The 13,456-nt window shown below is 32.2% G+C and carries 16 protein-coding genes; 2 read left to right on the plus strand and 14 right to left on the minus strand.

The window, feature by feature from the left end; all coding sequences use genetic code 11:
* Nucleotides 1-18 precede the first annotated feature (18 nt).
* Both KK2020170_RS00795 and KK2020170_RS00800 read left to right on the plus strand, forming a co-directional pair.
* Nucleotides 19-642 carry a MarC family NAAT transporter gene (locus KK2020170_RS00795; RefSeq protein ID WP_221258924.1) on the plus strand — a complete coding sequence of 208 codons (624 nt, stop codon included), beginning with the start codon at nt 19-21 and terminating at the stop codon, nt 640-642.
* Between the two features lie 43 nt (nt 643-685).
* Nucleotides 686-2,107 (plus strand): SDR family oxidoreductase, encoded by a 1,422-nt coding sequence (locus KK2020170_RS00800; RefSeq protein WP_221259965.1) that lies wholly within the window; start codon nt 686-688, stop codon nt 2,105-2,107.
* 49 nt (nt 2,108-2,156) lie between these two features.
* Here the strand turns inward: KK2020170_RS00800 and ctlX are convergent, their stop codons facing one another.
* From ctlX to rplO, 14 genes are all read right to left on the minus strand, one after another.
* Nucleotides 2,157-3,092, minus strand: a complete 936-nt coding sequence (gene ctlX, locus KK2020170_RS00805; protein ID WP_221258925.1) for a citrulline utilization hydrolase CtlX — start codon at nt 3,090-3,092, stop codon at nt 2,157-2,159.
* A 24-nt stretch (nt 3,093-3,116) separates the two neighbouring features.
* Nucleotides 3,117-4,076, minus strand: coding sequence for an arginase (locus tag KK2020170_RS00810; RefSeq protein WP_221258926.1), 960 nt, complete (start codon nt 4,074-4,076; stop codon nt 3,117-3,119).
* Between the two features lie 141 nt (nt 4,077-4,217).
* The gene (locus KK2020170_RS00815; RefSeq protein WP_221258927.1) at nt 4,218-5,501 is read right to left on the minus strand and encodes a citrate synthase; all 1,284 of its coding nucleotides are present in this window, start codon (nt 5,499-5,501) and stop codon (nt 4,218-4,220) included.
* Nucleotides 5,502-5,652: 151 nt separating this feature from the next.
* Nucleotides 5,653-6,945 carry a phosphopyruvate hydratase gene (gene eno, locus KK2020170_RS00820; protein ID WP_221258928.1) on the minus strand — a complete coding sequence of 431 codons (1,293 nt, stop codon included), beginning with the start codon at nt 6,943-6,945 and terminating at the stop codon, nt 5,653-5,655.
* Nucleotides 6,946-7,040: 95 nt separating this feature from the next.
* Nucleotides 7,041-8,144, minus strand: a complete 1,104-nt coding sequence (gene carA, locus KK2020170_RS00825) for a glutamine-hydrolyzing carbamoyl-phosphate synthase small subunit (RefSeq protein WP_221258929.1) — start codon at nt 8,142-8,144, stop codon at nt 7,041-7,043.
* A gap of 118 nt (nt 8,145-8,262) precedes the next feature.
* Nucleotides 8,263-8,748 carry a 50S ribosomal protein L17 gene (gene rplQ / locus KK2020170_RS00830; RefSeq protein ID WP_221258930.1) on the minus strand — a complete coding sequence of 162 codons (486 nt, stop codon included), beginning with the start codon at nt 8,746-8,748 and terminating at the stop codon, nt 8,263-8,265.
* A gap of 62 nt (nt 8,749-8,810) precedes the next feature.
* On the minus strand, nt 8,811-9,803 hold the full coding sequence (locus KK2020170_RS00835; RefSeq protein WP_221258931.1) for a DNA-directed RNA polymerase subunit alpha: 993 nt from the start codon (nt 9,801-9,803) through the stop codon (nt 8,811-8,813).
* A gap of 17 nt (nt 9,804-9,820) precedes the next feature.
* A complete protein-coding gene (rpsD, locus tag KK2020170_RS00840; protein WP_221258932.1) occupies nt 9,821-10,426 on the minus strand; it encodes a 30S ribosomal protein S4 in 606 nt (201 codons plus the stop codon).
* A gap of 86 nt (nt 10,427-10,512) precedes the next feature.
* Nucleotides 10,513-10,896 (minus strand): 30S ribosomal protein S11, encoded by a 384-nt coding sequence (gene rpsK / locus KK2020170_RS00845; protein ID WP_221258933.1) that lies wholly within the window; start codon nt 10,894-10,896, stop codon nt 10,513-10,515.
* A 12-nt stretch (nt 10,897-10,908) separates the two neighbouring features.
* Nucleotides 10,909-11,283, minus strand: a complete 375-nt coding sequence (gene rpsM, locus KK2020170_RS00850; protein WP_221258934.1) for a 30S ribosomal protein S13 — start codon at nt 11,281-11,283, stop codon at nt 10,909-10,911.
* A 2-nt stretch (nt 11,284-11,285) separates the two neighbouring features.
* On the minus strand, nt 11,286-11,402 hold the full coding sequence (ykgO, locus tag KK2020170_RS00855; protein ID WP_002987490.1) for a type B 50S ribosomal protein L36: 117 nt from the start codon (nt 11,400-11,402) through the stop codon (nt 11,286-11,288).
* Between the two features lie 11 nt (nt 11,403-11,413).
* The gene (gene infA, locus KK2020170_RS00860) at nt 11,414-11,629 is read right to left on the minus strand and encodes a translation initiation factor IF-1 (protein ID WP_045968400.1); all 216 of its coding nucleotides are present in this window, start codon (nt 11,627-11,629) and stop codon (nt 11,414-11,416) included.
* 3 nt (nt 11,630-11,632) lie between these two features.
* Nucleotides 11,633-12,979 carry a preprotein translocase subunit SecY gene (gene secY, locus KK2020170_RS00865; protein WP_221258935.1) on the minus strand — a complete coding sequence of 449 codons (1,347 nt, stop codon included), beginning with the start codon at nt 12,977-12,979 and terminating at the stop codon, nt 11,633-11,635.
* A gap of 13 nt (nt 12,980-12,992) precedes the next feature.
* Nucleotides 12,993-13,445, minus strand: a complete 453-nt coding sequence (rplO, locus tag KK2020170_RS00870; RefSeq protein ID WP_221258936.1) for a 50S ribosomal protein L15 — start codon at nt 13,443-13,445, stop codon at nt 12,993-12,995.
* Nucleotides 13,446-13,456 lie beyond the last annotated feature (11 nt).

Genomic DNA, 13,456 nt, shown 5'->3' on the forward strand with positions numbered 1-13,456 from the left:
ATTTTGTAAAAAAATTCTATGGATACTTTTATTTATTTATTTGCCGCACTTTTTTCGGTTTTAAACCCTTTAGGAACCATTCCTATTTTTGTAGGATTAACATCTGATTATACAAAACAAGAAAGAGCAACAGTTTCATTAAAAACATCATTAAATGTTTTTATTATTTTGGTTATTTCTTTCTTTCTTGGTCAGTATGTACTTACTTTCTTTGGAATTACTATTACTGCTTTGCGTATTGCAGGTGGACTTATAATTACAAGTTCAGGTTTTGGTTTATTAAACGGACAGTTTAGTAAAAATAAAGGTATTAATAAAAAAGTACGTAAAGAAGTTGAAGAACGCCACCATATAGCACTTACTCCTTTAGCTATGCCAATGCTCGCTGGTCCTGGCTCAATTTCGTTGTTAATTGCTTATTATCAAGATCACAATACAACTTTAGAAATTGTTGCTTCAAGTTTTGCTATTTTAGCTATTGCTATAGCAATTTATTTCATTTTAAGAGGCGGACATTATTTGGCAAGAATCTTAGGTTCGTCTGGAATTGTTGCTATTTCTAGAGTTATTGGTTTCTTAACAATTGCGATAGGAATTCAATATATAATTAGTGCTATTCTAACTATTATAAGAGGAATTTAACAATCGTTTGGCTATTTTCTTTTTAATTTTATAAAAATTAATGATGAGAATAGTATTAACAGGAGCAAATGGTTATGTAGGAAAACGCTTACTTCCCGAACTTCTTGAGTTGGGCCATGAAGTCATTTGCTGTGTTCGAGATATTGACCGACTTGGAATTCCACCAGAAACTTTGAAGCTTATTACTATTTGGGAAGTTGATTTTTTAAATGAACCTGATTTTAATTCCATTCCAACAAATATTGATGTCGCTTATTATTTAATTCATTCCATGTCATCCTCTACAACTTCTTTTGATGAAATGGAATCGAAGGCTGCTAGAAATTTCAATTTGTACATGGCAAAAATGAAAACCAAGCAGGTTATCTATTTAAGTGGAATTGTAAACGACAAAACTTTATCTAAACATTTAGAATCTCGAAAAAAAGTTGAAAATATTCTATTTGAAGGAACATCCCATCTAACGGTTTTAAGAGCAGGAATAATAGTAGGATCTGGAAGTTCTTCCTTTGAAATTATAAGAGATTTATGTGAAAAGCTGCCCCTTATGATTACACCTAAATGGGTTTTAACAAAAACACAACCTATTGCAATTAGAAATGTAATTCAATATTTAATAGGTGTGATTTTAATAGAAGAATGTTACGATAAATCTTATGACATAGCAGGTCCTGATGTGTTGTCATATAAAGAAATGCTTAAATTATATGCTAAAACAAGAGGTTTTAAAAATTGGATCTTTACTTTTCCAGTAATGACACCAAAACTTTCATCATATTGGCTTTATTTTGTAACATCGACATCGTACAAATTAGCTATAAATTTAGTTGACAGTATGAAAATTGAAATTATAGCTAAAGAAAATAATTTGCAAAACCTTTTAAATATTACTCCAATCCCTTATACAAAAGCAATTGACTTAGCTTTTAATAAAATTGAACAAAACTTAGTAATTTCAAGTTGGAAAGATAGTTTAGTGAGTGGCAGGTTTAAAAAAAACCTTACTGAATTTATTCAAATTCCAAAATATGGTTGTTTGACCGATCATCAAAGTATTCATGTTACAGATGTTGGTGCAACCTTGAATAATATTTGGTCTATTGGAGGTAATAAAGGCTGGTATTATGGCGATTGGTTATGGCGCATAAGAGGTTTTATGGATAAAATAGTTGGTGGTGTTGGATTAAGAAGAGGTCGCACACATGCTACACAAATTGACAATGGAGATGCTTTGGATTTTTGGAGAGTTTTGCTTGCCAACAAAGAAAGAAAACGATTGTTATTGTTTGCAGAAATGCGACTACCTGGAGAAGCTTGGTTAGAATTTAAAATTGATGAAAATAATATTTTACATCAAACCGCTACATTCAGACCGAGAGGAATTTTAGGTCGTTTATACTGGTATTCATTAATACCTTTTCATTTTTTTATTTTTAAAGGAATGATTCGAAACATTGCTAAATAAAAAAAAGCTGCACTAAAATAGCACAGCTTCATTTTATACATATTTATTTTTAAGCTCTAGGTAAGAAAATTTCTGTCATCATACAACGTGCACTTCCGCCACCATAAGCCTCAATAACCTCTAGATTAGTATACAAAACTTTACAATGCTTTTCAATTTTAGTAATTTGATCTTTTGTTAAGCTATTATAAGCTGATTCACTCATTACTAAAATTCTTTCATCATTAGCAGCTCGAACTTGTAACATGTTCCCTGCAAAAGCATTCACTTGATTTTCTGTAATTAAAATAAGTTCTTTACCACTTTCTTTTAAACTACTTAAAACCATTTTGCGTTCAGCTTTATCATCAATACAATCGGCACAAATAATAGCAAAAGTTTCAGCAATACACATCATTACATTGGTATGATAAATGTGTTTTCTTTCACCATTAACCGTTTGAAAAGCTTCAAAAATTATTGGATTATATTCAAAATCTTCACAAAATTCAATAAATAATTCTTCATCTGCTCTTGGAGATAAAGCACAATAAGCCTTTTCATTTTCTCTATCTAAAACAATACTTCCTGTTCCTTCTAAGAAAATATTATCTTCTTCTGCAGAAGTATAATCCATAATATCATTTATTTGAAAACCTTGCTCTTCTAGAATATCTAAAATATCTTCACGTCTTTCAAGTCGACGATTTTCGGCAAACATAGGATATAAAACTACATCACCTGATTCATGAAATGAAATCCAATTGTTTGGAAAAATACTATCTGGTGTATCTGTTTCTAAATTATCATTAACCACAACTATATTAACTCCTACAGAGCGCAGTTTTTCAACAAATGCATCAAATTGCTCTTGAGCTTTCGCATTAATTGTTGCTGGCAAAACTCCATCTGAAGCTTTTTGATAAAAATTGTTTTCTAATGTTTGTTCATTCGTTCGGAAAGCTACCGGACGAATCATTAATATTGTATTTGTTGTTTGATTCAAAATTGTTGCTTGATAAATTAAAAATTAAGCTCTTTCTTTTACAACATCTGTTATAGCCTCTAAAAGGTCAAGCGTTACTTCAGCCATTTTATTCTTTTTCTCGTCTAAACAAGGATTCACCTCCACTACCTCTATACAAACTGTTTTCGGATTAGCAGCAAAATGGGTTAATAATTCCTTTGCTTCATTAGGCGTAATTCCTCCAGGAACTGGAGTTCCTGTGCCATATGAAGTTAAATCAGGATCCATTGAATCAACATCAAACGATACGTAAATTATATCACAGTCCTTCAATTGCTCATTAATATCTTTTAGAATTTCAGTAACACCCTCTTTTCGTAATTGACCTACTTCAATAGATTTAATTCCAAATTTTTCAATAACAAATTCTTCTCCTGCTTCAGTATCTCTAACACCAACATATACTAAGTCCTCAGTATTTATTTTTTTAGAAAATCCACCTACATTTTTCAACTTATTCCAATACTCTTCAGTCTCCGCATCGATATCATTAATCTTACATTCTTTATTGTCAATATCTAAAACTGATGCTAATGGCATACCGTGTAAATTACCTGAAGGCGTCGTATAAGGTGTATGAATATCTGCATGAGCATCAATCCAAACAACACCAATTCTTTTATCTGGAAAAGCAGATTTAATACCTGAAATTGTTCCTCCAGCAGAACCATGATCTGCTGCTAAAACAATCGGAAAAGTATTAGACTTAACAAGTGAAGAAACTTTTGCATTTAACTCTTCATAAACATTAAGCAATCCAATAATTCTTTTAGCATAAGGATATTTAATTGGTCTATTTAATAATTCATTCCAATTTCTTATTTCCTCAATTTTATTATCTGAAAAGATATAACTTCCTTTTTGCCTTGCTGCAGTCATAATTGCATCGGGTCCTAATGAAGCACCTCTAGTTCCAGCAGTAATTTCAGATTTATTTATAAGAAAAGTAATATTTGTATTCATAAATTTTTAATTTGATAATTTTTTTATTAATTGAAGTTTGAATATTATAAATTACTTAATAAAAAACCATTATCTATTATATCGCAAATATAAAAAAAAGCCTCTCTTTATGAGAAGCTTTTTGTTTATTTATTATCAACATTATCTTTCATTTACCTCTTTGAAGGCTCTGGCAGTATAACCTGTATATACTTGACGAGGACGACCAATTGGCTCACCGTTCAATCTCATTTCTTTCCATTGAGCAATCCAACCTGGTAAACGACCAATTGCAAATAAAACTGTAAACATTTCAACTGGAATACCCATAGCACGATATATAATTCCTGAATAGAAATCTACGTTTGGATATAAGTTTCTTGCTTTGAAATATTCATCTTCTAATGCAACTTTTTCTAATTGTTTTGCAATGTCTAATAAAGGATCATCAACCCCTAAGGCACCTAATACATCATCTGCAGCTTTCTTAATGATAGTTGCACGAGGGTCGAAGTTTTTGTAAACTCTGTGTCCGAATCCCATTAAACGGAAAGGATCATCTTTATCTTTTGCTTTTAGTACGAATTTAGCAACATCTCCTCCATTATCATGAATTTCTTGTAACATTTCTAAAACCGCTTGGTTAGCACCACCATGTAATGGTCCCCAAAGCGCAGAAACACCTGCTGAAATTGAAGCAAATAACCCAGCATGAGATGAACCAACAATTCTTACAGTAGAAGTAGAACAGTTTTGTTCGTGATCTGCATGTAAAATAAATAATTTATCTAACGCATCAATTACTCTTTTATCAATTTTATACGGACCTGTTGGTAGTTCAAACATTAAACGCATGAAGTTTTCAACATATCCTTTTGTATTATCGTAATAATTCATAGGGAATCCCATACGTTTTCTGTAAGTCCAAGTTGCAATTACAAGGAATTTACCCATTGTTTTACATACAGCTTCATATAATTCTTTTTCATTCTTAACATTAACTGATTTAGGATTAAAAGCAGTTAATGCACTTGTTAACGAAGATAAAACTCCCATTGGATGAGCTGTTTTAGGAAAACCATCAATGATATTTTTCATCTCTTCGTGAACCAAAGTATACTTACGAATGTCATTTTCAAACTTCTCTAATTGAGCAGCCGTAGGTAATTCACCAAAAATTAATAAATAAGATACTTCAAGGAAATCAGCTTTTTCGGCTAAATCTTCAATAGCATAACCTCTATATCTTAAAATTCCCTCTTCACCATCAAGAAAAGTAATTTCACTTTTACAAGAACCTGTATTTTTATATCCTGGATCAATAGTAATGGCTCCAGTTGCACCACGTAATTTTTCAATATCGATAGCAACTTCATTTTCTGTACCAACTATTACAGGAAACTCGTATTTATTGCCATCCAACTCTATTGTTGCTGTTTTTGACATATGTTGAATATTTTATAATATATAATGAAACTTTGCGAATTTAATGAATTCTTATCTATTTTTAAAGTATTTAATAAGAATTTATGTTTAATTAATATACATAAAAAAACCCGACACTATGGTCGGGTTTCAATATTAAATTTTTCATTATTTAATTCACTTTGAAAGCTCTTTCTTGAGGAAAATAAGCAACTTCTGCCAATTCTTCTTCAATTCGCAATAATTGGTTATATTTTGCCATACGATCAGAACGTGAAGCTGATCCCGTTTTAATTTGACCACAATTTAAAGCAACCGCTAAATCAGCAATTGTATTGTCTTCAGTTTCACCTGAACGATGACTCATTACAGATGTATAACCCGCATTATGTGCCATATTAACCGCAGCAATAGTTTCAGTTAACGTTCCAATTTGATTTACTTTAATCAAAATTGAATTTGCAATACCTTCTGAAATCCCTCTAGATAAACGCTCTACATTAGTTACAAATAAATCATCTCCAACTAGCTGAACTTTATCACCAATTTTCTCTGTCAATAATTTCCAGCCAGCCCAATCGTCTTCATACATTCCGTCTTCAATTGATATAATTGGGTATTTTGAAACTAATTCTGCTAAATAAGAAGCTTGCTCTTCCGATGATCTTACTTTTCCTGAAGGTCCTTCAAATTTTGAATAATCATATTTACCATCAACATAAAATTCTGAAGCCGCACAGTCTAAAGCAACCATAACATCATCTCCAAAAGTATAACCAGCATTTGTAACTGCTAATTTAATTGAATCTAAAGCATCTTCAGTACCACCAGCTAAATTTGGAGCAAAACCACCTTCATCACCTACTGCAGTTGATAAATTTCTATCGTGCAATACTTTTTTAAGGTTATGAAAAATTTCAGTTCCCATTTGCATGGCATGCGTAAAGTTTTTAGCCTTAACTGGCATAATCATAAACTCCTGGAATGCAATTGGCGCATCTGAGTGAGAACCACCATTGATGATATTCATCATAGGCACAGGAAGTGTATTTGCAGAAACACCACCAACATAGCGATATAAAGGCATTCCTAATTCATTAGCAGCTGCCTTTGCAACAGCTAAAGAAACGCCTAATATTGCATTGGCACCAAGTTTAGATTTATTTGGCGTACCATCTAAATCAATCATTGCTTTATCTATGGCATTTTGTTCAAAAACTGACATTCCAACAATTTCAGAAGCGATGGTTATATTTACATTCTCAACAGCTTTTAGCACACCCTTACCCATGTAATTTTTACCACCATCTCTTAATTCCACAGCTTCATGTTCACCAGTAGATGCTCCACTTGGAACTGCAGCTCTACCAAGCACTCCGTTTTCAGTTACAACATCAACTTCAACTGTTGGATTACCTCTTGAATCAAGAATTTGTCTTGCATGAATTTTTATAATAATACTCATATTCATATTTTTTAGCTTGTTAATTTTCAAATTTAAAATTTAAAAAGGTAAATTTTAAAGATATTTAAAAAACTTATTGACGATAACGTTTTAGTTTATTTTGCTTTAATGTTTTCAATAAATTGGTCAAATAAATATGACGAATCATGAGGTCCTGGGCTAGCTTCAGGGTGATATTGAACTGAAAAACAGTTTTTATTTTTCATTTTCATTCCTGCTACCGTTCCATCATTTAAATGAACATGGGTCAGTTCAAATTCTGGATGTTTTTCTAATTCTTCTTTAGATACTGCGAATCCATGATTTTGTGATGTAATTTCCCCCTTACCAGTTAAAAGGTTTTTTACTGGATGATTAATTCCTCTATGTCCATTAAACATCTTGTATGTTGGAATACCATTAGCTAAAGCTAATACTTGATGTCCTAAGCAAATTCCAAAAACAGGTTGGTTGTCGGCTAAAATATCTCTTGCTACTTGTTGAGCAGATTCTAGTGGCTCAGGATCACCAGGCCCATTTGACAAGAAATAACCATCAGGATTAAAACTCTTTAAATCTGAATAACTTGAATTGTAAGGAAAAACTTTAATATAGCAATCTCTTTTGGATAAATTTCTTAGGATGTTAGTTTTAATTCCCAAATCTAAAGCCGAAATTTTATACTTAGCATTTTCATTACCAAAGAAATAAGGTTCTTTAGTTGAAACTCTTGATGCTAATTCCAAACCATTCATTTCGGGTACTTGTGATAATTTTGATTTTAATTCTTCAATAGGAGTACCATCTGTACAAATTACAGCATTCATAGCACCATTATCTCTAATATAGCTAACTAAAGCTCTTGTATCTACATCAGATATAACAATTAAATTTTGTTTTTTGAAGTAATCTATCAAACTTTCAGAGGCGTTAGTTCTAGAGTAATTAAAACTAAAATTTTTACAAACTAAGCCAGAAATTTTCACACTATTAGACTCAACTTCTACATCATTTACACCGTAATTTCCTATATGAGCATTAGTTGTAACCATTATTTGCCCAAAATAAGAAGGATCTGTAAAAATTTCTTGATAACCAGTAGTACCTGTATTAAAAGCAACTTCTCCAAAAGTAACTCCTTCTATTCCAATAGATTTTCCGTGGAAAATTGTACCGTCTTTAAGAACTAAAACGGCTTTTGAACGATTTGTGTATTTCATTAGTTGTGTTGTTTGCGCAAAGGTAAATTAAATTTTAGAACCTTAAAAATTAGACATAAAAAAAGGATAAACTTTAAATAGTTTATCCTTTATATATTTGAACTTTAAATCTTCATGATTATTCAGTTGCTTCAGTGTTTTCAGAAGAATCAGCAGCTGGAGCTTCTGTAGCAGGAGCATCAGCCTTTTTAGATCTACCACGACGAGTAGATTTCTTAACTTCTTTTTTACCACCATTGTAAACTGTATTAAAGTCTACTAATTCAATCATTGCCATATCAGCGTTATCTCCTAAACGGTTACCTAACTTGATGATACGTGTGTATCCTCCTGGACGGTCACCAACTTTAGCAGCTACTTCTCTGAACAATTCTGTAACAGCATATTTGTTACGTAAGTAAGAGAAAACAATACGTCTGTTATGAGTAGTGTCTTCTTTAGACTTAGTTACAAGTGGCTCAACAAATTGTTTTAAAGCTTTAGCTTTAGCAACAGTAGTGTTAATACGCTTGTGCTCGATTAACGAACATGCCATATTAGCTAACATCGCTTTTCTATGACCTGTTTGTCTACTTAAGTGATTTACTTTTTTTCCGTGTCTCATGACGTTTCTTTTTAACCTTCATCTTGCATCAATCCGTTATGGAGAGCAAAATATGAAGTAATTTATTCTTTATCTAATTTATATTTACTTAAATCCATTCCGAAATTAAGACCTTTAGCCGCAACTAATTCATCTAATTCAGTAAGTGATTTTTTACCGAAATTACGGAATTTCATCAAGTCGTTTTTATTGAAAGATACTAAGTCTCCTAAAGTATCAACTTCAGCCGCTTTTAAACAATTTAATGCTCTAACTGAAAGATCCATATCTACAAGCTTAGTTTTTAACAACTGACGCATGTGTAATGACTCTTCATCATAAGATTCAGTTTGAGCAATTTCATCAGCCTCTAATGTAATTCTCTCATCAGAAAACAACATAAAGTGGTGAATCAACGTTTTAGCTGCTTCAGTTAAAGCATCTTTTGGATGAATTGATCCATCTGTAATGATTTCAAAAACTAATTTTTCATAATCAGTTTTTTGCTCAACACGATAGTTTTCAATTGAATACTTTACATTTTTTACTGGAGTGTAAATAGAGTCTGTAAAGATAGTTCCAATAGGTGCGTTTGCTTTTTTGTTTTCTTCAGCAGGAACATACCCTCTACCTTTTTCGATAGAAAGTTCCATGTTGATAGTTGTTTTACTATCTAAATTACAAATTACTAAATCTGGGTTTAATACTTGAAAACCAGAAATGAATTTTTGGAAATCTCCAGCAGTAATTTGATCTTTACCAGAAAGTGAAATTGAAACAGACTCATTGTCAATATCTTCTATTTGACGCTTAAAACGAACTTGTTTTAAGTTTAAGATGATTTCTGTTACATCCTCAACTACACCTGTAATTGTAGAAAACTCGTGATCTACACCTTCAATTCTTACAGAAGTAATAGCGTATCCTTCAAGTGAAGAAAGTAAAACTCTTCTTAATGCATTACCAACAGTCAATCCATATCCCGGTTCTAAAGGTCTAAATTCGAATTTGCCTTCAAAATCGGTAGAATCGATCATGATAACTTTATCGGGCTTTTGAAAATTAAATAATGCCATATTTCGACTAAAGTCTATTATTTGTTATACAACTCAACGATTAGTTGTTCTTTAATATTTTCTGGAATTTGAAGTCTTTGAGGAACAGATACAAAAGTACCTTCCATAGTATCGTTATTCCAAGTAATCCACTCATACACTTGAGAAGAATTAGATAAAGAACGCTCGATCGCCTCTAAAGATTTCGATTTTGCGCGAACAGCTACTTTATCACCAGCTTTTAAGTGAAAAGAAGGAATGTTCACAACTTCACCATTAACTGTAATATGACGGTGAGAAACAATTTGACGAGCTGCTCTACGTGAAGGAGCAATACCCATTCTGTAAACTACGTTATCTAAACGAGCTTCACATAATTGTAATAAAATTTCACCTGTTACACCTGACGCAGCAGATGCTCTTTCGTACAAGTTTCTGAATTGCTTTTCTAAAATACCATAAGTATATTTAGCTTTTTGCTTTTCCATTAACTGAACAGCGTACTCAGATTTTTTACCTCTCTTTTTTGCTAAACCATGTTGTCCTGGAGGGTAATTTCTTCTTTCGAAAGCTTTATCGTCTCCGAAAATTGCTTCGCCGAATTTACGTGCGATTTTTGTTTGTGGACCAGTATATCTTGCCATTGTAAAAAATATTAAGGTAGTGATTATGAATTCAGGTCTAAATATCCTTCGATAATCGTTAACCTACCTTGGTTATACTAAAAAAATTAAACTCTTCTTCTCTTAGGAGGACGACATCCGTTATGAGGCATTGGAGTAACATCAATGATTTCAGTTACTTCGATTCCACCATTATGGATAGAACGAATAGCTGATTCTCTACCGTTACCTGGACCTTTAACGTAAACTTTTACTTTTTTAAGTCCAGCCTCAAGAGCTACTTTACTACAATCTTCTGCTGCCATTTGAGCTGCATAAGGAGTGTTCTTTTTAGAACCTCTAAAGCCCATTTTACCAGCTGAAGACCAAGAAATAACTTCACCTTTCTTATTTGTTAAAGAAATAATGATATTGTTAAAAGTAGCATTAATATGTGCTTCTCCCGTAGATTCAACGATAACCTTACGTTTTTTTGCTGTTGTCTTAGCCATATTACTTACTTATTATTTAGTTGCTTTTTTCTTATTAGCAACAGTTTTTCTTTTACCTTTTCTAGTTCTAGAATTGTTCTTAGTTCTTTGACCTCTTAATGGAAGTCCAGCTCTATGACGAATTCCTCTTTGACATCCGATATCCATTAAACGTTTAATGTTTAATTGAATTTCTGAACGTAATTCACCTTCGATTTTGAAATATGAAACAGCATCACGAATTGCGCTGATTTCATCATCGTTCCAATCTTGAACCTTTTTATCTTCGCTTACTTGTGCTTTAGCTAAGATTTCTTTTGCTCTGCTTTTACCAATACCAAATATGTATGTTAAAGCAATGATTCCTCTTTTTTGTTTAGGTACATCTACCCCTGCGATTCTTGCCATAATTATCCTTGTCTTTGTTTAAATCTAGGATTTTTTTTATTAATCACGTATAATCTGCCTTTTCTACGCACAATAATGCACTCGGCACTTCTCTTTTTTACTGACGCTCTTACTTTCATTTTTATAAGCTTTAGTATCTATATGTAATTCTTGCTTTAGTCAAATCATAAGGGCTCATTTCAAGTTTTACCTTGTCTCCAGGTAACAATTTAATGTAGTGCATACGCATCTTACCTGAAATATGAGCAATTACAACGTGACCGTTCTCTAATTCTACACGAAACATTGCATTTGACAATGCCTCTACAATTGTTCCGTCTTGTTCTATTGCTGATTGTTTTGCCATATATTAAGCTACTGCTTTTCTATTTTTACCACTTTTCATCAAGCCATCATAGTGTCTATTCAATAAATAAGAATTTATTTGCTGAATAGTATCAATTGCAACACCTACCATAATTAACAAAGAAGTTCCTCCATAAAAATATCCCCAAGCACCTTGTACGTTTAATAAACTAACAACAATTGCAGGTAATATTGCAATTAAGGCTAAAAATAACGAACCTGGAAAAGTAATTAAAGACATAATTTTATCTAAATAATCACTTGTTTCAACACCCGGTTTAACTCCTGGAATAAATCCTCCACTTCTTTTTAAATCATCAGCCATTTTGTTTGTAGGAACTGTAATTGCGGTGTAAAAATACGTAAAAATTACAATTAACAAACCAAACACTATATTATATACTAATCCGAAAGGATTTTTAAACATAGTAGCGATTGACTGTGCAGAATCTGAACTTGAAATTCCAGATAATGCAGCTGGTATAAACATGATTGCTTGTGCAAAAATGATAGGCATAACTCCCGACGCGTTTAACTTTAACGGAATAAACTGTCTAGAACCCATCATATCTTGTTCGAAATCTCCAGATACAGTTCTTCTTGCATATTGAACAGGAATTCTTCTTACTGCCATTACTAACAATACAGAAGCAATAATTACCAACAACCATAAGATGATTTCGATAACAATCATCATAACCCCACCACCAACTTCTGTTGAAGTTCTTGAAACAAACTCTTGTAAGAATGCTTCTGGTAAACGAGCTATAATTCCAACCATGATCAATAATGAAATACCATTACCAATACCTTTATCAGTAATCTTTTCACCTAACCACATTGCAAAAATTGTACCTGTAACTAAGATTAAAACAGATGAAAATAAGAAAGCAAATGAGCTAAAACCTAATAAAAAGGCATCACCTGGTAACGTTCTGTACAAGTTATAAATATAACCAGGACCTTGAACTAAAGTGATTGCTATAGTAAGCCATCTTGTAATTTGATTGATTTTTCTACGTCCACTTTCTCCATCTTTTTGTAGTTTTTGTAAATAAGGTATAGCAATACCCATCAACTGTACTACAATGGAAGCAGAAATGTAAGGCATAATACCTAATGCGAATACAGAAGCTTGCGAAAACGCACCTCCTGTAAACACATTGATTAACCATCCAATTCCTTCATCGGTTTGATTCGATAGATTTCCTAATTTAGTAGCATCAATACCTGGAAGTGTTACTTGAGCACCAAAACGATACACTAATAACAATCCTAGAGTTAATAAAATACGATTTTTTAACTCTTCGATTTTCCAAACATTAACTAAAGAATCTATAAATTTCTTCATTTTACTAAAAGGATTATAAAGATACAGCTTCACCACCAGCAGCTTCGATAGCGGCTTTAGCAGTAGCTGTAAATTTGTGAGCACTTACTTTAAGTTTAGCTTTTAGCTCACCTCTTCCTAAAATCTTTACTAAGCTATTTTTTGTAGCTAAACGATTTTCTACTAATACGTCAAAATCTAAAGTATCAGTAATAAGACCATTGTCTACTAATAATTGAATTGTATCTAAGTTTACACCTTGATATTCAACTCTGTTGATATTTTTGAATCCAAACTTAGGAACACGTCTTTGAAGTGGCATTTGACCTCCTTCAAAACCAATTTTCTTAGAGTAACCTGAACGAGATTTAGCTCCTTTGTGACCTCTTGTAGAAGTACCACCTTTACCAGAACCTTGCCCTCTACCTACTCTTTTATTTTGGTTGTGAACTGAACCTTCAGCTGGTTGTAAGTTACTTAAATTCATAACGAAATTTA

The organism is Flavobacterium okayamense (genome assembly GCF_019702945.1).
GTDB classification, from domain to species: Bacteria; Bacteroidota; Bacteroidia; order Flavobacteriales; family Flavobacteriaceae; genus Flavobacterium; species Flavobacterium okayamense.

Bases quoted from the DNA above. Each gene is read 5' to 3' on its own strand.
- carA (WP_221258929.1), bottom strand. From the start codon at position 8,144: ATGAAATACACAAATCGTTCAAAAGCCGTTTTAGTTCTTAAAGACGGT.
- KK2020170_RS00810 (WP_221258926.1), bottom strand. From the start codon at position 4,076: ATGAATACAAATATTACTTTTCTTATAAATAAATCTGAAATTACTGCT.
- secY (WP_221258935.1), bottom strand. From the start codon at position 12,979: ATGAAGAAATTTATAGATTCTTTAGTTAATGTTTGGAAAATCGAAGAG.
- infA (WP_045968400.1), bottom strand. From the start codon at position 11,629: ATGGCAAAACAATCAGCAATAGAACAAGACGGAACAATTGTAGAGGCA.
- rplQ (WP_221258930.1), bottom strand. From the start codon at position 8,748: ATGAGACACGGAAAAAAAGTAAATCACTTAAGTAGACAAACAGGTCAT.
- KK2020170_RS00800 (WP_221259965.1), top strand. From the start codon at position 686: ATGAGAATAGTATTAACAGGAGCAAATGGTTATGTAGGAAAACGCTTA.
- rpsK (WP_221258933.1), bottom strand. From the start codon at position 10,896: ATGGCTAAGACAACAGCAAAAAAACGTAAGGTTATCGTTGAATCTACG.
- rpsD (WP_221258932.1), bottom strand. From the start codon at position 10,426: ATGGCAAGATATACTGGTCCACAAACAAAAATCGCACGTAAATTCGGC.
- ykgO (WP_002987490.1), bottom strand. From the start codon at position 11,402: ATGAAAGTAAGAGCGTCAGTAAAAAAGAGAAGTGCCGAGTGCATTATT.
- KK2020170_RS00815 (WP_221258927.1), bottom strand. From the start codon at position 5,501: ATGTCAAAAACAGCAACAATAGAGTTGGATGGCAATAAATACGAGTTT.
- KK2020170_RS00835 (WP_221258931.1), bottom strand. From the start codon at position 9,803: ATGGCATTATTTAATTTTCAAAAGCCCGATAAAGTTATCATGATCGAT.
- KK2020170_RS00795 (WP_221258924.1), top strand. From the start codon at position 19: ATGGATACTTTTATTTATTTATTTGCCGCACTTTTTTCGGTTTTAAAC.
- rpsM (WP_221258934.1), bottom strand. From the start codon at position 11,283: ATGGCAAGAATCGCAGGGGTAGATGTACCTAAACAAAAAAGAGGAATC.
- eno (WP_221258928.1), bottom strand. From the start codon at position 6,945: ATGAGTATTATTATAAAAATTCATGCAAGACAAATTCTTGATTCAAGA.
- rplO (WP_221258936.1), bottom strand. From the start codon at position 13,445: ATGAATTTAAGTAACTTACAACCAGCTGAAGGTTCAGTTCACAACCAA.